Here is a 22779-nt window from a genome sequence, read left to right as displayed (position 1 = left end):
CTTTGCCAAACGGCATGGGTTAGCGAGAATAATAGTCAGCAAGAATAACCATTTTCTTTTTTTAAGTCTAAAATCCTGCTGTTAAATTGTTAGGGTGGAAACCTTATCCCTCCTCATTTTTATTAAAAAGTAGTTTCTCGATTTGAATATCTCTCCCACATTTAAAATGGCCTTTCGGACATTCTTTGAAGCCATGCAGTCCGCAAGGTCGGCAGTCTAGCTTTTCTGAAACTTCAGCAATTCTAGCGTTTTCGGCCAAAGGCCCAAAACCAAATTCAGGAACAGTAGAACAGTAAATAGCTATGGTTTTGGCATTCATGGCAGAAGCCAAATGCATGGGGGCGGAGTCGTTTACATAGTTCATTACCGCATCTTTAATCAGTGCAGCCGACTGAAGTAAATTCATTTTTCCGCAAAGGTTCTGCGCCTTTGGGTTTCCGCCTTGCGCAATGATTTCATCACAAAGAGCCTCATCATTAGGCGCTCCAATCAAATAGATATTGCCAGAGAATTCAAGTGATTGAATCAATTCCACCCATTTCTCTTTTGGGAATTGTTTGGTAAACCAAACCGAGGCTGGTGCCATGCAGACAAAAGGTTCGGTTTTATAAGCGGCTACTTTTTTAAAGTCGGAAGGTGATGGATAAAGTACCGGACGCTGAAGTTGGCCATCGGTAATGGCTTTGATTAGCTCATTGTTGCGTTCCACCTCGTGCGTTCCTTCTTCAATTTTATGAGTTACCTTTTTAGTAAAAGCCCAAGCAAAAGGGTTTTTATCGAAGCCGATTTTCTCCTTCGCGCCACTAAAAGCAGTAAGCATCCCTGAATTGGCAAAACGCTGAACGTTCACCACCAAGTCGTAGTTGCCCTTTCTAATTCTGCCAAGGAGCTTAAAGAGGTTACGGTATTTCCTTCCTTTTTTATCCCAAACCAGCACCTCTCCAAGTTTCGGGTGATTGTTCAACAGGGCTTCATTGCCCTTGCGTAACAGAAAGTCTATTTTGGCTTTTGGATAATATTGGTGCAGTTTTTCGATCAGCGAAGTCGCCAGAATTACATCACCAATAAAGGCCGTTTGAATGATAAGGATCTTTCCGTAGGTCATAAGCTGGCAAATATAGTGCTTTCTTCAACTCTCCAAGGATTTTGAACCCTTGGAGAGTTGGGGGGCTTACGGGCTACACCAGAAACTTAAGGTACTCTTTTCTGTTAAAACTTATACCTTTGTGGTTTTAAGGAGATGCTGCGATGGTCGATTATAATGTTTTTACTTTACCCAATGGCATTCGTGTAGTGCACAAAGAGGTGAGCAATACCAAGATTGTCCACTGCGGATTTGTGTTGGATATTGGTAGCCGCGATGAGCGAAAAGACCAATTGGGGATTGCCCATTTTTGGGAGCATATGGCTTTTAAAGGCACCAAAAAACGAAAGGCCTACCATATTCTAAATAAGCTCGATGCTGTTGGCGGAGAGTTGAATGCTTACACCACCAAAGAGAAAATCTGCTTCTATGCTTCTGTGTTAGATAAGCACATGGAGTCGGCTTTTGAGTTGCTACAAGACATCACTTTCGATTCTATTTTTCCTGAAAAACAAATTGAAAAGGAACGAGGAGTGATTTTAGAAGAAATGTCCTTGTACCACGATAGCCCAGAGGACGCCATTCAAGATGAATTCGATCGTGTTGTTTTTGGAGATCATCCGTTGGGTAAAAATATTTTAGGCACTTCTGATAGCGTAAAATCTTTTCAGAGAGAAGATTTCAAGACTTTCTTGAAAACCAATCTCAATACAGAACGAATCGTTTTTTCTTGCGTAGGCAATGTGTCATTAAAGAAAATTCAGAAACTAGCCACCAAATACTTCGAACCAATACCACATCACATAGGGCAGAGAGAACGTGTGCTTTTTGGTGACTATGTTCCCAATACCGAAGTCATTACTAGGAATATTACTCAAGCCCAATGTGCCATTGGTTGCACAGCTTACCCCATTGGTCACCCCAAACGACTTCCTTTTTATATGTTGATGAATATTTTGGGCGGTCCGGGCATGAATTCTAGGTTGAACTTGGCGCTTCGCGAAAAATACGGCTTTGTATACAGTATAGATGCCAGTTATCATCCTTTTTCAGATACAGGTCTCTTTTCCATTTTCTTCGGTACAGAAACAGGCCAAGTGGAAAGGGGACGAAAGTTGGTATTAAAAGAATTACAGAAATTAAGAGAAGTCCCTTTAGGTACGATGCAACTGCATATGGCCAAAGAGCAAATACTTGGTCAATTGGCCATGAGCGAAGAAAATAATACAGGCTTAATGCTGATGATGGGCAAAAGTATTTTGGATAAAAACCGAATTGACAGCCTAGAGTCAATCTTCGAAAAAATTAGAGCGGTGTCTTCATCTGATCTTATTGAAGTAGCCAATGAGCAGCTAAATGAAAATCAATTGAGCCATTTAACCTTTTTACCAGAGAACTAATGGAGTTTATTCCCGAAGATATTCAGAAATACGTTGAAGCTCACACCGATCCCGAATCAGAGCTTTTGATGGATTTGAACCGCGAAACCCACGCCAAAGTGATGATGCCACGTATGCTTTCGGGGCACTTACAAGGCAGGGCTTTGTCGATGATCAGCCATATGATCAAGCCATCTCGAATTTTAGAAATCGGCACCTATACTGGCTATTCTGCGCTTTGTATGGCTGAAGGCTTGGCAGAGGGAGGAAAGCTAATTACGCTCGATAAAAATGAAGAGTTGGAAGAAATGGTGCGCGGCTATTTCGAAAAAGCGGGTTATACAAATACCATAGATTTTAGAATAGGGAATGCTATTGAACTGATTCCTGAAATTGAAGGGCCGTTCGACCTAGTTTTTATTGATGCCGATAAAGCTAATTACTACAATTACTTTAAATTAGTGTTTGAAAAAGTTCGCTCCGGAGGCTTTATAATTGCTGACAATGTGCTTTGGAGTGGAAAAGTTGTTCAAACGGAAAAGAAAATCGACAAGGATACGCAAGCAATCTTAGATTTTAACCGTTTGACCCATGAAGATGATCGTGTTGAAAATGTACTTTTGCCGATCAGAGATGGGTTAATGGTTTTAAGGAAAAAATAAACGTGGTAAAATACATAGCGTCAATCATCATCTTTTTGATGGCTTCGTTGAGCATATTCGCGCAAGCCCCAATGGTTGTCCCTTCTGAAATGGAGTTTGCAGGCGTTAAACTCAAAATTACCAACAGCGCAAAAAAGGAAATTGAGGAAACACTCGATTTGCTTACGCGAAGTCAATATCACTTTCAGTTATTGGTAGATCGCTCTAACCTCTATATGGGAATGGTGGAAGAAGTTCTGAAAAAAGAAGGAATTCCTGACGACTTCAAGTATTTGGCCATTCAAGAAGGTCAGTTTATATCCGATGCTGTGTCTACTTCAAATGCGGTAGGTTTTTGGCAGTTCAAAAAAGCTTCGGCACAAGAACTCGGGCTTAGGGTAGATGGGGTAGTGGATGAACGCAAGCATATTATTGCATCAACTGTAGGTGCTACCAAGTATTTCAAAAGAAGTAATTTCGTTTTCGACAACTGGCTGTGGACAATGCAGTCGTATTTACAAGGCTTGGGCGGGGCACAAAGAAGTATTCCCGAGAAAGATTACGGAGCAAAAAAGGTTGAAATTGATGGTAAAACACATTGGTATTTAAAAAAATACATTGCCCATAAACTGGCTTTTCAAGATTATGTAGGACGAGGAAGAAAGAACCCTGAATTACAATTGGCTACTTATGAAGGGCGAGGTAAAACTTTGCGCGATGTAAGTAGAGAAGTAAATGTTGATTTAGAAGAATTAAAAAATCTGAACAAATGGTTGGTGGGTTCAAGAATTCCAGATGAGAAATCGTACAAAGTAATTTATCCTGTTAAGTCAGGTAGCCGCCCCATAGCCCAAAATACAGAAGAACCTAAACGTGAAGAGGTGAAAAAGACCACTCAATCTTCCCAAGCAGGTGTAACAAAACAACCCACTAAAGAGAGTAATAGTAATCGAAGTACATATTCTGGTGTTCGACCAGTTGAAGGAAATATCGGTATTTTTCCTCGTATAACAGGAAATATAGCAAGCGCATATGAACCCGATCAAATCGAAATGAACGGAATTGATGCTATTCGTGCACGATCAAACGATAATGTAAAAACACTGGCAAGTAGGGTAGGAAAGAGTGAATCGAAAATAAGAAAATACAACGATCTAGGCGATAACAGCAGGCTGAAAAGCGGAGCTTATTATTACGTTAAGAATAAGAAAAATAGGGGTAAAGTGCATTACCATATTGTACAGCCAGGCGAAACCCTTTGGAGTATTTCTCAAGATTACGGGATAAAATATAAAAAACTTCTTCAGAAAAACAGAATGAGAGAGGCCGAACAGCTTAAAGTGGGCAGAGTACTTTGGCTGAGATTTATTCGTCCTGCCAATATCCCAATAGAGTATACAGATGTGATTCTTCCTAAAGACGATCCTACCCCTGAAGATAAAATGATCAAAGAGGTGACTCCGCCAGAGCAACCGATTAAAAAGCAGACTCAAATTATTCCTGAGAAAAAAGTGAAAGTAGAAGAGGAAGAAACGGTGGAGGAAATTGAAATGGCGATTACAAAGAAGGCCCTAATTGCTACTTCATCTGATACTATAATTACGCATGTAGTTCAACCAAAGGAATCCTTTTTTGCTATTTCTCAAAAGTATGGCATTGAATTGGATGACATCATCGACTGGAATGGACTCAACGTAATGGATGGACTTCAGATAAACCAAGAGCTTAGACTTGTAGTACCTAAAGCTTATTTTTTGAAAAAGACGGATTTAAAACCAACAGCAACGGTTAGGGAAATTTATCATGAGGTTGAAAAAGGAGAGACGCTCTGGGGGATATCAAGAAAATATGGAGTAACCATTGAGAATATTCTTAAATGGAATAATAAAACAGACAATAACCTTGATTTGGGTGAGCGTCTGAAAATTCTACAAGACAACTGAGGACTACTTAAAATCATTGAATAGTTTTGGGCGGATTTTGGAGATGAAGAGAAGAATGAATCGTTACCTACTAGTTATATTTATTTTACTTACCTCAATTTCGATTGTTAATGGGCAAGACGAGATTGAGTTTTTGTTGCCTCCTGACTCTGAACCACCACCAGCTGATACCATCAATTACTGGAAAAGTGGAGGAACCTTCAATTTTAACTTACAACAAGTAGCCTTAACCAACTGGGCTGCTGGTGGTGAGTCTTCAATTGCGATTGGTACTAAGTTCGAGACCTTTGCTAATTACGAGAAAGAGGGGGCAGTTTGGCAAAACCGATTTAAAGTTAGTTATGGTTTAATTAGAAATGGAGATGCGAGAAATCGCTTTGTTAAAACCGATGACCAAATTATTATAAATTCTAAATACAGTCAGAAATTTACCGAAAAGGTGCTTTTGACTACTTCGATAAACTTCCAGACCCAGATGGACGAAGGATATAAGAATAAAAAAGTAGCAGGTACAGATCAGATTGAGCGGACGTTGATATCTAACTTTATGGCGCCAGGTTATTTACAGGCCTCTTTGGGACTTTCATATAGAGATGAAAAAACTGTAACCGCTACTTTGGCTCCTTTTACTGGTCGTTTTACCTTCGTATTGAATGATTCTTTGTCTAACGCAGGAGCATTTGGGATTAACCCAGGAGATCAAATTAGACCAGAAGCAGGTATTAGTTTAACAGGTACTTATAAAAAAGATGTAGTCGAAAATGTTTCTTTTTTAGGGAATTTCAATCTGTTTTCTAATTATGAAAAATTCCCCAATACAGTAGTAAACCTCGAGGCTTCGTTTAGGCTAAAGGTGAATAATTATCTTTCTACCAATATTAGTTCTCAGTTGATTTACGATGACGACATTACGCTCACTAGAAATGATGGCACCAAAGGGCGCGATATTCAAATAAAGAATGTAATCAACGTAGGAGTTACGCTAGGTTTCTAGCTAAAACTCCGGATCTAAACCCAGTCGTTCTTGTAAATCTTTTAAAGCAGGGTACTTCTTTTTAAGATGTTCAAACTTCTCTTTATCAGTATATAGCATTTTTTCTCTTGCCACATCAACAATTTCTGATTTGAGAAGAATGCTGTCGTTTTCAAGGCCATCTCTCAAAGTCATTAAAAGGTCACCTCTAAATTTTTCAAAACTAGCCTCTGAAGCTCCGTTGGATATTTTAATGGTAACAATGTTGCCTTCCAGTTCATAGGGTTCTTGCAAAAGTAATAACTCTAACTTGTTATCTTCTGCCTCTCTTTTAGCTTTAAAAGCATTCCAAACTTTATCTAAATCATCAAGAGTAAAGCTCTTATTTCGGTTCGAAACTGGTTCTGTAGGAGTTTCACCTGCTGTTGGTTCTTCTTTTTTATTAAGTTGATTTTTTAAATCGGAAAGAGAAGGAATACTAATCGTTTTTGAAGGCGCCCTTTTTGGAGCGGGAGCTACAGGAGGTTGCTCCGAATTTGTTTGAGCAGCAGGTGTTTCTGCTCGAACATCCTTTTTAATAGGTTCGGCTTGTGGTGTTTTAACAACAGGAGTCGATACGCTGTCTACTTGTTTTGGAGCATACTCACCTTTTTTATCAGCAACCTCTTCAGTTAGGATTTTTTTTTTGAAGCGTCTTCTGGAGTGACGTGTGCCAAACGAATAGCAGATGTTAAGTGCGCCATTTTAACCAGAGCCAGTTCAACATGAAGCCTCTGATTTTTGCTTCCTTTATAACTCAAGTCGCATTGGTTTGCAATGTTGAGTGCCGTGAGTAAGAATGAAAGCGGTGTAGCATCAGCTTGTGCTTTATAGCGCTGCTTAATATTGTCAGAAACCTGAAGTAGCTGAATGGTGGCATTGTCTTTACACACCATCAAATCTCTTAAATGGCTAGCGAGCCCCACAATAAAATGATGGCCATCAAACCCATTTTTCAGAATCTCATCAAAAGTCAGTAATACATTAGAAGTGTCTTCTTTAAATAAGTAGTCTGTCATTCTGAAGTAATAATCGTAATCCAGAATGTGCAGGTTTGAAATTGTATTTTGATAGGTTACTTTCTGCCCGTGCGAGAAAGTGACAATCAGGTCGAAAAGAGAAAGAGCATCGCGCATAGCACCATCTGCCTTTTGAGCAATCAGATGCAAAGCCTCGTCTTCCGTGTCAATTCCCTCTTTATCAGCAATCATTTTTAGCTGGGTAGAAATATCACTGACTTCAATTCTATTAAAATCGAAAATCTGACAACGAGAAAGAATCGTAGGGATTACCTTATGTTTTTCAGTAGTCGCCAAAATGAAAATGGCGTATGATGGTGGCTCTTCCAAGGTTTTCAAAAAAGCATTGAATGCTTGATTAGAAAGCATGTGAACCTCATCTATAATATATACCTTGAATTTTCCTTGTTGCGGAGGGTAGCGTACCTGATCGATTAGATTTCTAATGTCATCTACCGAGTTGTTCGAAGCCGCATCAAGCTCATATATATTAAAGGTGTCGTTGCCTTCTAAAGGGTTGTCAATGTTTTGGTCATTGATCATTCGGGCAACAATTCGAGCACAAGTAGTTTTACCAACCCCTCTTGGTCCGCAAAAAAGCAAAGCTTGCGCTAACTGATTATTATCGATCGCATTTTTAAGTGTAGTGGTAATGTGCCCTTGGCCAACTACTTCTTCAAAGCCAACAGGTCTATACTTACGTGCGGAGACAACAAAATTTTCCATCGCTGCAAGATATAAATCTTCGTTAAGATGTTTCAAAAAATGACTTCAAAGATTTCTCGACTTTTCCATTAAATTTGCGCCCGGATAAATAAGAGGTAGTTAAGTCTCTTTTTTTCTTTCAACAGAAAATGTTTCAATAGTTAATCCCAGTGCCTAATTCATGAGCAAATATTGGGAAGAGATGAGCTAAGGAATTAAAAACTGCTAATTTATTTACAGGGCAACGTTGGAATTAAAAAAGCAAACTTCTATCTTTGTGTCCCTTTTCAAGCTAAGGAAGAGGTAAAGTATTAAAAGTCAATTAAATATACCGAAGTGGATACACTAAGTTATAAGACGGTTTCGGCTAATAAAGCTACTGTAGAGAAGAATTGGGTAATCGTGGATGCGAGCCAAATGTCGCTAGGTAGATTATCAAGTGAAGTTGCAAAAATGATCAGGGGAAAACACAAACCTGGTTATACCCCAAATGTAGATTGCGGTGATAACGTGATTGTAATCAATGCCGACAATGTAAAGTTGACAGGTAAAAAATGGGATGACAGAGTGTATCTGCGATATACTGGTTACCCAGGTGGTCAAAGAGAAACAACTCCAAGACAACTAAAGGCCAAGTCATCTAGATTGTTAGTGGAAAGAGCAGTTCGCGGCATGTTGCCAAAAACAAGATTGGGAAGAGCCCTTTTCAACAACCTATATGTTTATGAAGGTGCTGAGCATTTACATGAGGCTCAAAAGCCACAGGAAGTTAAATTATCAATAAGCTAGTTAATGGAAATAGTTAACAAAATTGGAAGAAGAAAGACCTCTGTTGCAAGATTGTACATGGAGTCTGGAAAAGGTGAATTCAATATCAACGGAAAATCATTGGAGAGTTATTTTCCTTCTGATGTTCTTCAGATTATTGTAAAGCAGCCTTTGATGCTCGTGGAGCAAAATGGGAATTTCGATTTCAAAGTAAACGTTAATGGTGGCGGACCAAAAGGTCAGGCTGAAGCAATTAGACTTGCCATTTCTAGAGCGCTTTGTGAAATTGATGCTGAAAACAGACCTTCTTTGAAGAAGGAAGGTTTCCTTACTAGAGACCCAAGAATGGTTGAACGTAAGAAGCCAGGAAGAAGAAAAGCGAGAAGAGCATTCCAGTTCAGCAAGCGTTAATAAGAATTATTATACAAACTTATATATGTCTAACAAATTAGAGTACAAAGACTTACTTGATGCTGGTGTCCACTTTGGTCACTTAACGAGAAAGTGGGATCCGCGTATGGCGCCATACATCTTCATGGAGAGGAATGGTATCCATATTATCGATCTTAATAAAACTCTTAATTGCCTCGAAGAAGCATCATCTGCAATTAAGAACATTGTCCGCTCAGGAAGAAAGGTAATGTTTGTAGCTACTAAGAAACAAGCCCAAGGGATTGTTGCTGAAGAAGCCGCAAGATTGAATATGCCTTACGTAACCGAAAGATGGTTAGGTGGTATGTTGACCAACTTCGCAACGATTAGAAAGTCGTTGAAGAAACTTCAGGGTATCGATAAAATGATGAAAGAAGAGTCTTATAAAAACCTTGCGAAAAGAGAAAGGTTGATGAAGACTCGTGAAAAAGAAAAGCTAGAAAGAGTATTGGGCGGTATTACCGATCTTACTAGACTTCCTGCTGCCTTATTCATCGTTGATATCAAAAGAGAGCACATTGCAGTAAACGAAGCTAAAAAGCTTAATATCCCTGTATTTGCTTTGGTTGATACTAACTCTGATCCTAACAAAGTAGATTTCCCAATCCCTGGTAATGATGATGCCTACAAGTCTGTAGAAACTATCACTAAGGCTATTGGTAGAGCTATTGAAGAAGGATTGCAAGAGCGTAAGACTGAGAAAGAGGAGAGAGATAGAGAGAAAGCAGAGCAAGAGAAAATAGCTGCTGACAAGGCAGAGACTAAAAAAGAAGAAGCTTAAATCGATTAAGATTAACTCATATAAAAAATTGAACATTGAAGCTTTTTCGGTGTTCAATTTTTGTTTTAAACCGATAAGTTTGAGTAGCTTAAATAACTCAGATTTTAGGGTGCTAACTGATTTTAGGAATAATATTTAAAATATATACAAATGGCTATCACAGCAAAAGAGGTTAACCAATTAAGACAAATGACCGGTGCCGGCATGATGGATTGTAAAAAGGCATTAGTTGAATCTGAAGGAGATTTCGATAAAGCAATTGAAATTCTTCGTAAGAAGGGTCAAAAATTATCTGAAAAAAGAGCAGACAGAGAAACTTCTGAAGGTTCTGTATATGTAAGATCTAGCGAAGATGGCTCTGAAGCTATCCTTATTGCTTTTACATGTGAGACTGACTTTGTGGCAAAAAATGCTGATTTCCAAGCTTTAGGAAATGAGATTGCTGATGCTGCAATGGCCAACAAACCAGCCGACCTTGAGGCTTTAAGAGCACTTAGCTTAGGTAACTTAACTGTTCAAGATAAAGTAACTGAGCTTTTGGGTAAAATAGGTGAGAAGCTTGAAGTTTCAGTTTACGAAAAGCTTTCTGCTGACCAAGTGGTTTCATACATCCACTCAACAGGTAAATTGGGTGTTTTAGTAGCTTTAACTGGTGTTGGTAGTGCTGATGTATCTGAAGCTGGTAAAGACGTTGGAATGCAAATCGCAGCTATGAATCCAGTTGCTGTTGATAAGGATGGTGTCGATTCTTCGATCATTGAGAAGGAAATTGAGATTGGTAAGGATGTAGCAAGACAAGAAGGTAAGCCTGAGGCGATGCTCGATAAGATTGCTGAAGGTAAATTGAACAAGTTCTTCAAAGAAAACACTTTGTTGAGCCAAGCTTTTGTTAAAGATCCAAAGGTGAATGTTCAGGAGTACCTAAATTCAGTAAACAAAGGTTTAACTGTGTCTGCTTTCAAAAGAGTTGCTATAGGTTAATTCCTATTACTCATATAGAATTAGGAAAGCCCATCTATGATGGGTTTTTTGTTTTTATAGGTGTTCTTTCTACGGTCTATTTGTTTAAGTGTGCCTCGACAGTCTCTAATAATTCTGTCAGGTCAAAGGGCTTACATATATATGCATCAGCTCCAAATTGAAGTCCATGAACTAACTCCTGACCATGGTTTTTAACCGAAAGGAATATGATGGGGGTTTTTTGTATTGCTACATCGTTTCTTATTTCATTTAGCATTTCATAGCCATTCATTAATGGCATATCAATATCGCTTAAAATAAGATCTGGTTTTTCTGATTTTGCAAGAGAAAGCCCCTCAATGCCATCTTTGGCTGTTATCGTTTGATAACCCTCCAATTCCAGTATCTCACTGACATTGTCTAGAATTATAGCGTTATCCTCAACTAGTAGTATCTTTTTCATATTTTGGCTTCTTGAATTTAAGCCTTTTGGCGTTAAAACCTTTAGGTTTTAGAAACTTCAATTAGGTATTTTTTTATTGTAATGAAATGTGATAACGTTTACTGATTTTTGTACAAAGAGAACCACGCATCTACTTGAAATGGATTGAACGATTTAGTTCTTAACTGAAAGTGTATACTGAAATCAAAAGCTTAATCATTCTCGTTTCCCTAGAGCCTGGAATTTCTTATTAAATGAATCTTTTTATTAATATTGCAGCTTCTTGGGGTATTAGCTCAGTTGGTTTAGAGCGCTGCCTTGACAGGGCAGAGGTCACTGGTTCGAATCCAGTATGCCCCACTTAAATGTGACTAATATAAATGTCACTGGTTCGCCCCGAAGTTTAGGGGCAGTATGTCCCACTTAAAAAAAACCAGTCATTCGAAAGAGTGACTGGTTTTCTGTTTTTAAAGTCTAGCAAGTCCTTATTCACTCCGTAAAGCATCTACTGGGTTTGAGGTTGCTGCTTTAATAGACCTGATAAATACTGTGAGTGATGCGAGTAAAAAAGTGCCAATCACAATAGATATTGTTGCGAGAAAAGACACTTCAACATGGTAAGCAAAGTTGTTAAGCCATTTGTTCATCACAAAGTAGGCGAGAGGCACGGCAACTAAACTAGCAAAAACTATCAGCCTATATATTTGCTTGTTGAAAAGGTGAATTATTTGGAGAGCGCTCGCGCCAAGTACTTTTCTTACGCCAACTTCTTTGGTTTTGGATTGTACTATAAATGTAACTAAGCCATAAAGCCCTAAGCACGAAATAAGGATAGCGATGGTGGTGAATACTCCAAAAATTTTCCCTAGTCTAATTTCCGAGGAGTAGAGGTTGTTGAATCGAGTATCTAAAAATTGATACCCAAAGGGGTTGTCTGGAATATGTTTTTCCCAGACTTTTTCAATGTCATCGATGGTTTGTTGAATATTATCAGTTTTCAGTTTTATTAAAGCGTAACCTCCATTTAAACCATTAAAAGACTCGTAAGCAAACAACATAGGTTTTATGGTTTCATGAAGCGATTGAAGATGGAGGTCTTTTACTACACCCTTGATTTTTACATTCTCAATGGTAAATAAATATGAGCCCTTCAAGGGGTCTTCCAAGTTGAGAGGGTTAGTTGTTTCGATGAGTTTCGCCAAACTTTCATTGATGATTACTTGCCCTTCATTTTCGGAAGGTTTTTCTAGGTTGAAATTTTCTCCACTTAGAAACTCTAAACCAAGCATTTGAGCATAGTTATCATCCACATTGTGTTGGTAAATAATCTCCCCGAGGTGGGAGTCTGCACTACTCACTCTGTAGTCATTCCCTCCTGGTGGGCTTGTGGTAATGGAGGTATTAATGACTTCTGGTAATGCTTTTAGTTCTGTTTTGAAAAGGTTGAATTTGGAAGTGAACGCACGATCAATGACCAAGATTTGGTCAGGTTCATAGCTTAATTTTTGATTGGTCATAAAGTTGACTTGATTGCGTACTACGGTCGCACAAACAATCATAGCAATGGCTATAACAAATTGAAAAACAACTAGACCTTTTCTTAGACTAGCGCCCTTGGTTGAGTTGGCAATGTTGCCCTTGATAAACTCGGTAAATTTGAAACGTGAAACCAAAAACGCTGGATAAAGCCCCGCAACTATAGCTATTAGGAGTGTTGTGGCTAAAATGGAAACCCAAAACCATGGATCTGACCAATAGTTGAAGATCAATTGGTGGGCAATGGTTTGTTCGAAATAAGGGGTACATAATGCTGTAACGAGTAGTGAAAGAAGAAGGGATGAAAAACAGAAGAGGAATGACTCAGCTACAAATTGATAAATGAAACTCAGCTTTCCTGCTCCGATTATTTTTCGTATACCCGCCTCTTGCCCTCTCTGTAATGCTCTAGCTGCAGAAAGATTAGTATAATTAATGATGGCCAAGGCAAGAATAAAGACGGCTACAATGGTAAAAATGATGTACATCTGCTTGTCCGAAGGTTTGATAATGTTATCGGTTACCTTTCTGTCATATTTAGCTTGCTGAAATGAAGAAAGCCGAAAAGTGGTAGTCTTCATCCAGTCCCCTTGAACCAGCGGAATTATGGTTGTATTGATGATTCTCGCTACGGATTCTGCCTTTTCATTAGGGGCTAATTTGATATAAGTAGTAGATAGCGTGGATAATGGGTTTCGAATATTGTCTCTACTTCCATCTTTGTAATTAAGAAAACTAAATTGAATACTTGAATGTGGGGGAGGGTCTTTTACCACTGCAGTAACTATAAACTTATTGTCGTAATTGCTGGTAGTTACGATTTCATTCCCAATGGCAGATGTCGTTCCAAATAACTTAAGGGCAGTCCTTTCAGTAATGATAATATCTGTAAGCTGTTTCAAAGCCCCTTTCTGTACCCCCTCAATGAAAACTTGTGGAAAGAAATCGAAAAATGTTGAGTCAGTACTAATACGTTCTTCCTCATAGAAGTTGCGCTTTTTTCCATCATCGATAATTACGTCTATGGGTAGTTTGTTCATTCGGACCTGATTGGTCACTTGCGGGATGAGTTCGACCAGTGCTGGCCCCAAACCAGAGTGAACCCTACCATTAAAGCCTTCACTGGCTCTGGTTTCAGAGAAACTTTCTACTCGGTAGATGAGTTCTTTGTCCTTTAGGTCGAAATCTTTTTTTAACTCATCTACAACAAATAAACCCAGAATTAGACCACTAGAAAGACCAATACAAAGCCCAACAATGTTAATGATGGAAAATGATTTATGTCTGACCATACCCCTAAATGCTGTTTTTAAATAATGTCGAATCATGGTAATAAAGCTTAAAGGGTGAGTAGAATTGCTTTGGTAATCAAAAAGGTAACTTCGAAATGAACGGATGACAGTCCAGTAGTAAAGTCTCTTGGCCTTGTTATAGCCATACGTTTGAATCTGGTCTTGGAATTCCTCAAATAAGTCACCTTCAATTTCTTCTAGCCTGTGTTCGGCACAAAAGAACCGGAGGATTTTCAATGGTAGTTTTGGTGGCTGCTGCATGGCTCAAGAATTTTGAAAAAGCGTTTGAGGCATATTGTTCCAAAGCGACTCCCGTATTTCTTTGATTTGCTGTACAGCCTGAAGCCCATAAGGAGTAGGTTTGAATATACGTTTGCGTTTTCCGCCTCTTTTTTGACTTGCTTCGCCCAGCTCGGACGATAGAAACCCTTTTTTTTCCAGCCTATATAATGAAGAGTGAATAGCGCTTAGGTTGATGTTGCGCTCTGTGTGTTTTTCTACTTCGTCTTTCACCAAATTTGCATAAGCATTTTCGTTTAGCACACAGGTGGCTAATAATACCACTTCTTCAAATTCGCCTAAAAAAGTACCTTTCATGGTTATAAGATATTATTTATATGAATGTAAGGAAAATAAATTCCCTGTGCTAATTAAATATATAAATGTAAGGAATATAAGGTTTGATTCTTAAGTAATATGGGAGAGAAGTGTTTAAACTCATCGTACTTAGAGTGGATATTACCTTGAGTCAGCTCTGTTTTTATTGCGCGTTTTTTTAAAATTTGAGCAATCTCACTCTTTCTGTCTTCTCTAAAAATATTTTTTCAACGGTCATGTTACTTTTTGAAAATGTTGCGTCTCATGATCAAAACTAAAACCATGTATGCCTTCGGGCAACAATCAACAATTAAAAAGAGAGAATAAACAATTATGAAAATTACAAACAAATTAATCGGTGCGTTAATCATTGGTATGGTGGCTGTGACTTCTTGTGCAGATGTGCCTCAAACTGAAATTGATGCTGCTACTGCTGCTATCGAAAATGCTAAAGCTGCTGGTGCAGAGGTGTATGTAACCGAACAATACAATGCTTTGAATGACTCTATGGCGGTAGCTATGGCTAGCTTGGAAGAGCAAAAATCTAAGTTTTTCAAAAAGTACACTAAAACAGTTGAGAAACTGACTCAAGTAACTGCTATGGCGAACGAAGTTTCTGCTAACACTGAAGCCACTAAAGAAGCTGTGAAAGCTGAAATTTTAGCTTCAATGGAAGAGGTTCAAACTTTGGTGGCTCAAGGTAGACAGTTGATTACTGAAGCGCCTAAAGGCAAAGAAGGAACAACTGCTTTAGAGGCTATTAAAACTGAATTAGACGTTGTTGAAGCTTCTATTACTGAGTCAAACACAATGTTTCAGAATGGTGAGTTGAAACCGTCATTAGAAAAAGTGAAAGTTGCTAAAGAAAAAGCGAGCTCAATCAATACTGAACTAACTGAGGTGATCAGCAAATACAAGGCTGCTCCAAGAAGAAAATAATTTTAGTAAAACGATAAAGGCAAAATCCCCTGAAGGTACCAAAGCCTGAAGGGGATTTTCATTTTCAGAATAGATATGAAATTTAAATGGCTGGCCATTGCGCTGCTTACCGTACTAACTCTCATAGTATTACTATTTCCTTCTTTTATTTTTCCTCAGCCTCCTTTGTCTGAATTGATTGAGGCACGAGAAAGGCTATCGGAAGCGGAGAAAAATCAGGCGTCTGAATATTCCCCAGATTTATATAAAAAGGCAATGTCTCTTTACGATTCTGCCATGGTGGCTTGGGCCAATGAAAATGATCGTATTTTCTTTATGAAGGACTTTTCATCCACAAAACAACTTGCTTCTAAAGCATCTGAAACGGCAATTCTAGCCAAAAGTACAGCTCAAAATATGAGTAAAAAAGTATGGTCGAATTACAGCAAACGACTCGATTTAATTGATGATCAGTTTGAACGCTTCGATCTAAAGTATAAAAATATTCCACTGAACGAAGTTTCGGTGAAACAGCTGGCGCAAACTCGCTTGCTTTATCATGAAGTATCTGCTGCGTATGAAAAGGAAAATGCAGGATACCTTAAAGAAAACCTCAGCACACTAGAAGCTAATTTGACACAACTTATTAGTCATGCTGAAACTACTATGATAGATTTTTTCAAAGATTATCCGCTATGGAAACAGTGGGCGGCCGCTGGAATTGAAAGGTCAAAAAAGAGTAATGAAACCGTTTTCATTATCGACAAAATGGAGAGGCTTTGCTATGTATACGCAAAGGGCAAGCTGACACATACTTTCAATATGGAGCTTGGCGCAAACTGGATGGGCGATAAGATGCTTTCTGGAGATAAAACTACACCTGAAGGCGTATATAAAGTGGTGAAGAAAAAAGGGAATGGGCAGACCAAATATTACAAAGCTTTACTGCTAAACTACCCGAACGCTGATGATCAGAAGCGCTTTAAAGAGAACAAAGCCAAAGGCATTATTCCTAAAAATGCTTCCATTGGCAACTTAATCGAAATTCATGGCGATGGTGGAAAAGGATTGGACTGGACCGATGGCTGTGTTGCGCTGAACAATAACGATATGGACAAACTTTTTGCTTTGGCCTCTGAAAACACACAAGTAATTATAGTGGGATCGCTCAAACCGCTTCCGACAAAATAATGGAAAAGAAAAGGAACCTAAGAAAATGGATAATACTAGAGAGTACACCTGTGCTTCTGTTTTTAGTATTGGCCAAAATACAGACCATCATGGTAAGTATTTCCACCCAAGAGAATGTGACAAAAGTAGATAAGGAAACCGAAGTCACTTTGCTGACCGACATGCAGAATCAATTAGCAGTTTTAGATAAAGAGCTATCGGCCAATATCCCTAGAAACAACTATTTAGTAGTGAACAGTACGGTTAATGAATTCTACTTGTACAAGGGAACGAACCTGATCAAGAGCGATATCTGCTCAACAGGAAGTTATATTCTCTTAAAAGGCAACGATAATAAAAAGCAATGGATGTTTAAAACGCCAAAGGGTGAATTTAAAATACTGAATAAGACCAAGGACCCAGTATGGAAAAAACCCGATTGGGCTTTTGTTGAAGAGGGTTTACCTGTTCCTTCTCCAAATCATTCGTCCCGTTTTGAATATGGAGTTTTGGGCGACTATTCGTTGAGCATTGGAGATGGTTACTTAATTCATGGCACATTGTATCAGCGATTTTTGGGATTGCCGGTAACGCATGGCTGTATTCGTTTGGATGACGCCAACTTAGAGTTGGTGTATAAGTCGCTGCCCATCGGCTCAAAGGTTTTTATTTTCTAATTGAATGGAAGCGCAAGAAAGAAGCCTGAACAAAGGTAGGAAGCCAATTTTGTTATACATCGCTTTAGTGATGATGCTAATCGTCATAATTTTTGGCCTGGTAAAATACGCCATGGCTCCAGTACATAAACTGGCAGAGTGGAAACAAACTCAAGAAACAATAGCGGTTTATGATGACGCCAAATTGGACTCAATTCAACGCTTGATTGCTTTTAGAAATGCCTTGTTAAGTCTTCCTAAAAAGGATTCTATTCATTTAATCGTTAATGTGCCCGACAGCAGCCTGGGCTTGTTTATCAATGGCGTATTGATTTACAATGTGAAAATGACCCGAATGAAGCTAGACCCAGTGCTCAGAAAATTACCTCAGAGTATGTATGTACAAACCTTTTCGAAACCGCTGTCTGTAGCCGCGTCAGAAGCTAGTATTGTAAAGGAGCCTATTATAGAAAAAGTAGCACCTAAAACCCCAGAAGAACTAACGGCTTCTGTTACTTCGCCCGACACTTTGGTGCACCAACCTGTTTTCATCAAGTTAATTACCGACAACGGAATTCATTTTCTTATTACGCAAAATGAGAACCTGACTTCAGTAGATAAAAAGGCCAATCGTAGCTTTTGGCGGGGTAGAAGAACGGAAAGAGCGAAGTCCTTTTTCGCTGCGATGGTTAAATTTCAACCCTATGAATATCAACCTACGGTAATTTTAGAAGCCAATGATAAAGCATTGACAGCCATTTATAGAGCTTTACCAGAACAGCCTAAAGTGGTGGTTTATTATGAGTAGAAACTAGCAATTATTATTTCATGCGCTAAGGTAACTCAGGTCGACAAGTTCACCCTTTCTTCAATACTCTTCTTACCAATGGTCCTAAGGTTAAACCTTGACCAATAATAGAGAAGACCACAATGATATAGGTAACCGTAAGAAAAAGCTCGCGTTCCATGTTGGGTTCCAATGAAAGTGCCAAAGCAATTGAAATCCCGCCACGAATTCCGCCCCAAGTCATAATTAGGTTGGTTTTTGGAATAAAATCTAGTTTCTTTTTAAATAACATTACCGGACCCGCCAATGCCAAATACCTAGCAATTAATGTAACAGGAATAGCGATTAAGCCGAAGGTAATGTATTCACCATTGATGGTAATGATCAATAATTCTAAGCCAATTAGTACAAATAGGATTGCGTTGAGCAAAACATCGAGCAGTTCCCAAAACTTATCTACATAGTTTTGAGTAGTTTCTGACCAAGCAATTTTAGGCGACTTATTCCCTATAAAAATACCAGCTACTACTACCGCCAAAGGCCCTGAAACGTGAATTAAATGCGCCAATGAAGAAAGTCCCATCACAAGGGCCAGAGTAATCATTACTTCGGTTTCGTAATGGTCAATCACTCTCATTAATTGAAAAACCAACCAACCAGCTAACAAGCCGAGGGCAATTCCGCCCACTACTTCTTCAAAGAAGAGCAAGCCTACTTCACTGGCTTCAATAGCGCCTACTCCTTGTTGTGCAATTTTAAATATTACCAAAAAAATGACCACGCCAACCCCATCATTAAACAGTGATTCGCCAACAATTTTAGTCTCTAATTTCTTTGGCGCATTGGCGTCTTTCAGAATTCCTAAAACTGCAATAGGGTCGGTAGGGGAGATAAGTGCACCAAAAAGTAGGCAATAGATATAGTCGATTTGATGCCCTAATGCCTGCACAATGTAATACATGAGCGTACCGACAATGAAAGTTGAAACCAACACACCCATTGTGGCAAATAATGCAATTGGCATTCTTTGCTTCTTTAGTCCATCAATTTTGGTGTGCAGTGCTCCCGCGAAAAGCAAAAAGCTTAGCATAATATCCAGCAAAGCGGTTTCAAAATCTATGGAGTCAATAATTAAATTGGCTTCTTCTAAAATGAATGGGTTGAAATTGCCAGCAATGGTAATCACCAATGTAAAACAAATGGCAATAATCATTAAGCCAATGGTGAAGGGCAGTTTTAGAAATTTTGTATTGATAAAGGCAAAAGCAGCCGAAAGAACTGTGAGAATGGTAATAACGGTAAATATGCTCATTGACTTGATGTATGTTTTGTCTACAATGGCAAAATAAAACCTTTAATCGAATTGTGTGATAAAGAAGTGGAATTATCGAAACGATTATTGTGACATTACGAGATTATAAACCGACTTAGGAAGAATACTTAAAGCGAAACCTTCTATTAAACCACCTGCGTACAGAGTAAGGTGGTCTTTGTAGGGTGGTCGTTCAAACACGTATTCAACTGAGTCTGTTGAATTATCACTGCTTCCTCTATTATTTTTTCTTGCAATAAGATTACCTAAACCAGACTGTAACCAACGTTCATTATTTTGACTGTCTGTAACTTTTAATTTTAACCCCTCAAAATCTGATCGCATGATTCCCCAGTTTTTTAATTGGTTACCTGTCCCTTCAAAATCAAGTTTATTGATTCGGCCCTCTGCTAACTTTACTCTTGTAAGGTTGGCAATTAGGGGATTAAGGCTAGTGAGTTTCATTGCTCCTATATGTCCATTGTAAGTATGGTTATTAGGGTCGTTTAAAGGTAGCTTCGCCTGAAAGGTAAATGGGGCATCCTCCATGAATACACCTTTAAAACTAGCTGTGACTACATCTCTTTTACTCTTTTCTGTGTATAGGTTCACGATTGTGGCATTCAATTGGGTAAGCATTAAATTCCCTGGTTGTAGTTCCTTATCACTGTGTATTTTATAATCAATACTGCCGTTCTTCAAATACACACTGTCTATTTCAACCGGTATGGAAAGGTTTAATAATGACTTATGAAATAATTCCTTGTACTGCGTTTCATCCAATGGAATACTCTTGTTTCTCACAAGGTCCAAGTTCAGGTTAACCAAATGCAAGGCACTACCTTTAATGGAAGAAAGGTCTTTCAATTCCTTGAAATTTCCCGACTGATAATTGAGGGTGTCTAAGGATATATTGAAAATGGTTTTTCGAAACGGACTCTCTAAGGTCATTTTATAAGGATCCCTTTTTGCAGTTATTTCTACACCGAAACACTGAAGTAATTCGTCACGGTAGTTAAAATTGATGCCGCCAATTCTGTAGTCGTAGTCAGAGTCTTTTGGGCTCAATAAAATCTCATTTAAGGAAAAAGCTACCTGTTCAACTTTTGATGTTTTAACGATGTTTTCAGTAGAGTTAAGATCAATCATTAAGTCCTCCATTTTTAGGTTAACATTCTTTCCAGCATAGAGTGTGTCGGCTAAATTTCTATTGAAAACGAAGGAGGCATTTCCATCGCTGAGTTCGAAGTTTGCTACTTGAATGTTTTTAATTGTGTTCTCTCCAGACTCTTCACTATTGTTTTCTGTCAAATTTTCTTTTTCCGGTATAAAGAAAAGTAGCTCAGGTTTGTCAATAGCTACTTTTTTTAGGTCAATCACAGAGTCGAAGAATAGGTTACTTATATTGATGTTGTCTATCTTAAATGAGTTGGTTTTGAAGAAAACAGCAGGGTATCTCATCATCATGAATTTGTTCGCTGTATCCGTTTCAAATTCTACTTTCTCAAACTCTATATTAAAGCCATTCCACGATAAAGAGGTGTAGCTGTTTTCAAACGATAGGGTATAAAAATCCCCAAATGTATCATTGATTTCCTTTTTTAAACGGTTGTTTATGATGCCTTTTAAGAAGAATGAAACGAAGATTGACAGTAGGAAAACCACTGTCAATACAGTGATTCCCGTAATCTTAAATATTCTAAGCCAAGTTTTTGATGGTTTTTCCATAGTAGATACCCTTTTAAATTACACAAAGCGTTCCAGAATGTTTTGGTGAGGGGGATGAGTTTCTTTCTATTCTGAAACAGATGCTTACAGCATGACTTAACTTTAGTGTTTGTAGGATGAGAAGGGGCTGAACCAAAGCCTAGCTTGCTCAACTGTTAAACTCAATACTTAAACACTAAAAAGAAACTGGCGCCTTGGCCTGATTCTGATTTGACGGTGAGGTCGCCTTTATGCTTTTTCATGATTTGTTTAGAAAGGCTCAGGCCAATTCCTGAGCCCTGTTCTTTGGTAGAAAAGAAAGGGATGAAAATTTGATCAATCTTGCTTTCGTCAATTCCCATTCCGTTATCGGTCACTTCAATTACTTTTTCTGATTCTCGCAAATAAGTTTTTAAAGTGATTAGAGGGTTTTCAGTATCCTTCAAAGCATGCTTTGCATTGGTGATCAGGTTAATCAGTACCTGTTCAATTAATTTTCTATCAATGGAAAGTTCGAAGGTACTTTTGAGGTGGAGCTCCATTGTGATATTCTCCTTCTGAAGCTCTGGCTTCATGAGCTGCGCCATGTTTTCAAGTAATTCTGTCGCGTCAACACGTTCTTTATCTAAGTTTTTCACGCGGGTGAGTTTGCGGTAGTCGTCCACAAAATGGAGTAAACCCTCACTTCGCCTCTGAATGGTTTCTAGGGAAAAGCGAATATCGGCCAAATCTCCTTCAGAAATTTCATCAATTGATTTTTCTAAGTTTTCGCCTTTGTGCAGCATCATTTGCATGGTTTCCGTAAGCGAAGTAATCGGAGTGACGGAATTCATTATTTCGTGCGTGAGAATACGGATAAGCTTATGCCAAGCCTCAATTTCTTTTTGTTCAATCTCCGACTTAATGTTCTGGAAAGTGATAATGGAATATCTGAAATTTAGAATTTTCAATCGAGTGACATGGGCCGAAATTTGAAGTTTATCGCCTTTCACATTCAGTTCAACTAACTTTCTTTCATTATCATCCATTTCGGAGAATTCACGAGAAAATTGGGGGGAAAGCTGTTGCAGTTGTTTCCAGTAATTGGGAACACCAACCCCCAAAAGGTTTTGAGCAGTTTTGTTCATCAGCTCAATTTGATGTTCCTCTTTTATGGTAATTATTCCCACGTTTACATTGTCGACAATCACTTTTAGAAACCTGAATTGTGCTTCCTTTTCAACCGAAACCTTTTTAAAGGCCTCAATAATTTCCACAAAAGCATCCTGTAATTCCTGAAAAGATTTGCCGTGTTTTTTTCCTTTAAATGAAATTGAAAAATCAGAATAGCGAATGGCCAATAGAAGTTTTGCCAATTCTCTATTGGTGAAGGTGATGAAGCGTATCAACTCAGCCACCTGAATAATTACGATAGAAAGCAGAATGATTTGGTTGAAGAACAATTCAGTTTTGGCGAAAATAAAAGCCAAACCCGTTAGCGTTAGCATCAGTAACGTAATCCGAACTATAACAAGAAGGCTGAATCGCTTTGAAACCATCTTTTTTAGTTAAGAGTATATTGGTTATTAGTTAAGAGTGAATTGGTCATTGTTTTTTTATTTACTGATTGCTGATTCCCGTTTTCTGATAACTGATAAC

At 38.4% G+C, this 22779-nt stretch carries 21 protein-coding genes and 1 tRNA gene; 13 read left to right on the top strand and 9 right to left on the bottom strand.

Features of this window, described 5'->3' with window-relative positions:
- Positions 1 to 103: 103 nt before the first annotated feature.
- On the bottom strand, positions 104 to 1105 hold the full coding sequence (locus AWW67_RS03835; protein WP_062300383.1) for a glycosyltransferase family 9 protein: 1002 nt from the start codon (positions 1103 to 1105) through the stop codon (positions 104 to 106).
- Between the two features lie 143 nt (positions 1106 to 1248).
- On the opposite strand from AWW67_RS03835, the gene AWW67_RS03830 reads away from it, so the two are divergent.
- From AWW67_RS03830 to AWW67_RS03815, 4 genes are read left to right on the top strand one after another with little or no spacing between them, the layout of a single operon-like run.
- Positions 1249 to 2484 (top strand): M16 family metallopeptidase, encoded by a 1236-nt coding sequence (locus tag AWW67_RS03830; protein WP_062300382.1) that lies wholly within the window; start codon positions 1249 to 1251, stop codon positions 2482 to 2484.
- Positions 2484 to 3125 (top strand): O-methyltransferase, encoded by a 642-nt coding sequence (locus AWW67_RS03825; RefSeq protein WP_062300381.1) that lies wholly within the window; start codon positions 2484 to 2486, stop codon positions 3123 to 3125. Before AWW67_RS03830 ends, AWW67_RS03825 begins: the two co-directional genes overlap by 1 nt.
- Positions 3126 to 3127: 2 nt before the next feature.
- Positions 3128 to 5047 carry a LysM peptidoglycan-binding domain-containing protein gene (locus AWW67_RS03820; RefSeq protein ID WP_141655373.1) on the top strand — a complete coding sequence of 640 codons (1920 nt, stop codon included), beginning with the start codon at positions 3128 to 3130 and terminating at the stop codon, positions 5045 to 5047.
- A gap of 43 nt (positions 5048 to 5090) precedes the next feature.
- A complete protein-coding gene (locus AWW67_RS03815; RefSeq protein ID WP_062300379.1) occupies positions 5091 to 6041 on the top strand; it encodes a DUF3078 domain-containing protein in 951 nt (316 codons plus the stop codon).
- Here the strand turns inward: AWW67_RS03815 and AWW67_RS19295 are convergent, their stop codons facing one another.
- Both AWW67_RS19295 and dnaX read right to left on the bottom strand, forming a co-directional pair.
- Positions 6042 to 6497, bottom strand: coding sequence for a DUF8439 domain-containing protein (locus AWW67_RS19295; RefSeq protein ID WP_511474432.1), 456 nt, complete (start codon positions 6495 to 6497; stop codon positions 6042 to 6044). It abuts the gene before it with no gap.
- Positions 6498 to 6691: 194 nt separating this feature from the next.
- Positions 6692 to 7804 carry a DNA polymerase III subunit gamma/tau gene (gene dnaX, locus AWW67_RS03805; protein WP_053222757.1) on the bottom strand — a complete coding sequence of 371 codons (1113 nt, stop codon included), beginning with the start codon at positions 7802 to 7804 and terminating at the stop codon, positions 6692 to 6694.
- Positions 7805 to 8119: 315 nt separating this feature from the next.
- Between dnaX and rplM the strand changes: the two genes are divergently transcribed.
- The 4 genes from rplM to tsf all read left to right on the top strand — a co-directional run bounded on the left by rplM (position 8120) and on the right by tsf (position 10745).
- Positions 8120 to 8572 carry a 50S ribosomal protein L13 gene (gene rplM, locus AWW67_RS03800; RefSeq protein WP_053222756.1) on the top strand — a complete coding sequence of 151 codons (453 nt, stop codon included), beginning with the start codon at positions 8120 to 8122 and terminating at the stop codon, positions 8570 to 8572.
- Between the two features lie 3 nt (positions 8573 to 8575).
- A complete protein-coding gene (gene rpsI / locus AWW67_RS03795; RefSeq protein WP_062300378.1) occupies positions 8576 to 8962 on the top strand; it encodes a 30S ribosomal protein S9 in 387 nt (128 codons plus the stop codon).
- A 25-nt stretch (positions 8963 to 8987) separates the two neighbouring features.
- The gene (gene rpsB / locus AWW67_RS03790) at positions 8988 to 9764 is read left to right on the top strand and encodes a 30S ribosomal protein S2 (RefSeq protein WP_053222754.1); all 777 of its coding nucleotides are present in this window, start codon (positions 8988 to 8990) and stop codon (positions 9762 to 9764) included.
- A gap of 150 nt (positions 9765 to 9914) precedes the next feature.
- Positions 9915 to 10745 carry a translation elongation factor Ts gene (gene tsf, locus AWW67_RS03785; protein WP_062300377.1) on the top strand — a complete coding sequence of 277 codons (831 nt, stop codon included), beginning with the start codon at positions 9915 to 9917 and terminating at the stop codon, positions 10743 to 10745.
- A gap of 76 nt (positions 10746 to 10821) precedes the next feature.
- On the opposite strand, the gene AWW67_RS03780 is transcribed toward tsf, so the two are convergent.
- Positions 10822 to 11187: a response regulator transcription factor gene (locus AWW67_RS03780; protein WP_062300376.1), complete on the bottom strand. Its 366-nt coding sequence runs from the start codon at positions 11185 to 11187 to the stop codon at positions 10822 to 10824.
- Positions 11188 to 11451: 264 nt separating this feature from the next.
- Between AWW67_RS03780 and AWW67_RS03775 the strand changes: the two genes are divergently transcribed.
- Positions 11452 to 11526, top strand: a tRNA-Val gene (locus tag AWW67_RS03775).
- A 125-nt stretch (positions 11527 to 11651) separates the two neighbouring features.
- Here the strand turns inward: AWW67_RS03775 and AWW67_RS03770 are convergent.
- Positions 11652 to 14255, bottom strand: coding sequence for an FtsX-like permease family protein (locus tag AWW67_RS03770; protein WP_062300375.1), 2604 nt, complete (start codon positions 14253 to 14255; stop codon positions 11652 to 11654).
- A 3-nt stretch (positions 14256 to 14258) separates the two neighbouring features.
- Complete coding sequence (locus tag AWW67_RS03765; RefSeq protein ID WP_062300374.1) at positions 14259 to 14591, bottom strand: PadR family transcriptional regulator; 333 nt, start codon at positions 14589 to 14591, stop codon at positions 14259 to 14261.
- A gap of 333 nt (positions 14592 to 14924) precedes the next feature.
- Between AWW67_RS03765 and AWW67_RS03760 the strand changes: the two genes are divergently transcribed.
- From AWW67_RS03760 to AWW67_RS03745, 4 genes are all read left to right on the top strand, one after another.
- Positions 14925 to 15530: a hypothetical protein gene (locus tag AWW67_RS03760; protein ID WP_062300372.1), complete on the top strand. Its 606-nt coding sequence runs from the start codon at positions 14925 to 14927 to the stop codon at positions 15528 to 15530.
- 75 nt (positions 15531 to 15605) lie between these two features.
- Positions 15606 to 16700, top strand: coding sequence for a L,D-transpeptidase family protein (locus AWW67_RS03755; protein ID WP_062300370.1), 1095 nt, complete (start codon positions 15606 to 15608; stop codon positions 16698 to 16700).
- Complete coding sequence (locus tag AWW67_RS03750; protein ID WP_062300368.1) at positions 16700 to 17356, top strand: L,D-transpeptidase; 657 nt, start codon at positions 16700 to 16702, stop codon at positions 17354 to 17356. Before AWW67_RS03755 ends, AWW67_RS03750 begins: the two co-directional genes overlap by 1 nt.
- Positions 17357 to 17360: 4 nt before the next feature.
- The gene (locus tag AWW67_RS03745) at positions 17361 to 18143 is read left to right on the top strand and encodes a hypothetical protein (protein WP_062300366.1); all 783 of its coding nucleotides are present in this window, start codon (positions 17361 to 17363) and stop codon (positions 18141 to 18143) included.
- 49 nt (positions 18144 to 18192) lie between these two features.
- Here AWW67_RS03745 and AWW67_RS03740 read toward each other — a convergent pair whose 3' ends face one another.
- The 3 genes from AWW67_RS03740 to AWW67_RS03730 form a co-directional block, all read right to left on the bottom strand.
- The gene (locus AWW67_RS03740) at positions 18193 to 19434 is read right to left on the bottom strand and encodes a cation:proton antiporter (RefSeq protein ID WP_062300365.1); all 1242 of its coding nucleotides are present in this window, start codon (positions 19432 to 19434) and stop codon (positions 18193 to 18195) included.
- A gap of 84 nt (positions 19435 to 19518) precedes the next feature.
- Positions 19519 to 21162, bottom strand: coding sequence for a DUF748 domain-containing protein (locus AWW67_RS03735; protein WP_062300363.1), 1644 nt, complete (start codon positions 21160 to 21162; stop codon positions 19519 to 19521).
- Between the two features lie 161 nt (positions 21163 to 21323).
- Entirely contained in the window at positions 21324 to 22628 is a 1305-nt protein-coding gene (locus AWW67_RS03730) for a sensor histidine kinase (protein ID WP_260311302.1), read from the bottom strand.
- Positions 22629 to 22779 lie beyond the last annotated feature (151 nt).

This window comes from Roseivirga seohaensis (assembly GCF_001592945.1).
Classification (GTDB): Bacteria; Bacteroidota; Bacteroidia; order Cytophagales; family Cyclobacteriaceae; genus Roseivirga; species Roseivirga seohaensis.
Note: the sequence above shows the minus strand (reverse complement) of the source record. Positions and strands in the feature narration are given on the sequence as shown.

Coding starts and splice junctions, on each gene's coding strand:
- AWW67_RS03835 (WP_062300383.1), bottom strand. CDS start 1,105: ATGACCTACGGAAAGATCCTTATCATTCAAACGGCCTTTATTGGTGAT.
- AWW67_RS03830 (WP_062300382.1), top strand. CDS start 1,249: ATGGTCGATTATAATGTTTTTACTTTACCCAATGGCATTCGTGTAGTG.
- AWW67_RS03825 (WP_062300381.1), top strand. CDS start 2,484: ATGGAGTTTATTCCCGAAGATATTCAGAAATACGTTGAAGCTCACACC.
- AWW67_RS03815 (WP_062300379.1), top strand. CDS start 5,091: ATGAAGAGAAGAATGAATCGTTACCTACTAGTTATATTTATTTTACTT.
- dnaX (WP_053222757.1), bottom strand. CDS start 7,804: ATGGAAAATTTTGTTGTCTCCGCACGTAAGTATAGACCTGTTGGCTTT.
- rpsI (WP_062300378.1), top strand. CDS start 8,576: ATGGAAATAGTTAACAAAATTGGAAGAAGAAAGACCTCTGTTGCAAGA.
- rpsB (WP_053222754.1), top strand. CDS start 8,988: ATGTCTAACAAATTAGAGTACAAAGACTTACTTGATGCTGGTGTCCAC.
- tsf (WP_062300377.1), top strand. CDS start 9,915: ATGGCTATCACAGCAAAAGAGGTTAACCAATTAAGACAAATGACCGGT.
- AWW67_RS03780 (WP_062300376.1), bottom strand. CDS start 11,187: ATGAAAAAGATACTACTAGTTGAGGATAACGCTATAATTCTAGACAAT.
- AWW67_RS03770 (WP_062300375.1), bottom strand. CDS start 14,255: ATGCAGCAGCCACCAAAACTACCATTGAAAATCCTCCGGTTCTTTTGT.
- AWW67_RS03765 (WP_062300374.1), bottom strand. CDS start 14,591: ATGAAAGGTACTTTTTTAGGCGAATTTGAAGAAGTGGTATTATTAGCC.
- AWW67_RS03760 (WP_062300372.1), top strand. CDS start 14,925: ATGAAAATTACAAACAAATTAATCGGTGCGTTAATCATTGGTATGGTG.
- AWW67_RS03755 (WP_062300370.1), top strand. CDS start 15,606: ATGAAATTTAAATGGCTGGCCATTGCGCTGCTTACCGTACTAACTCTC.
- AWW67_RS03750 (WP_062300368.1), top strand. CDS start 16,700: ATGGAAAAGAAAAGGAACCTAAGAAAATGGATAATACTAGAGAGTACA.
- AWW67_RS03745 (WP_062300366.1), top strand. CDS start 17,361: ATGGAAGCGCAAGAAAGAAGCCTGAACAAAGGTAGGAAGCCAATTTTG.
- AWW67_RS03740 (WP_062300365.1), bottom strand. CDS start 19,434: ATGAGCATATTTACCGTTATTACCATTCTCACAGTTCTTTCGGCTGCT.
- AWW67_RS03735 (WP_062300363.1), bottom strand. CDS start 21,162: ATGGAAAAACCATCAAAAACTTGGCTTAGAATATTTAAGATTACGGGA.
- AWW67_RS03730 (WP_260311302.1), bottom strand. CDS start 22,628: ATGCTAACGCTAACGGGTTTGGCTTTTATTTTCGCCAAAACTGAATTG.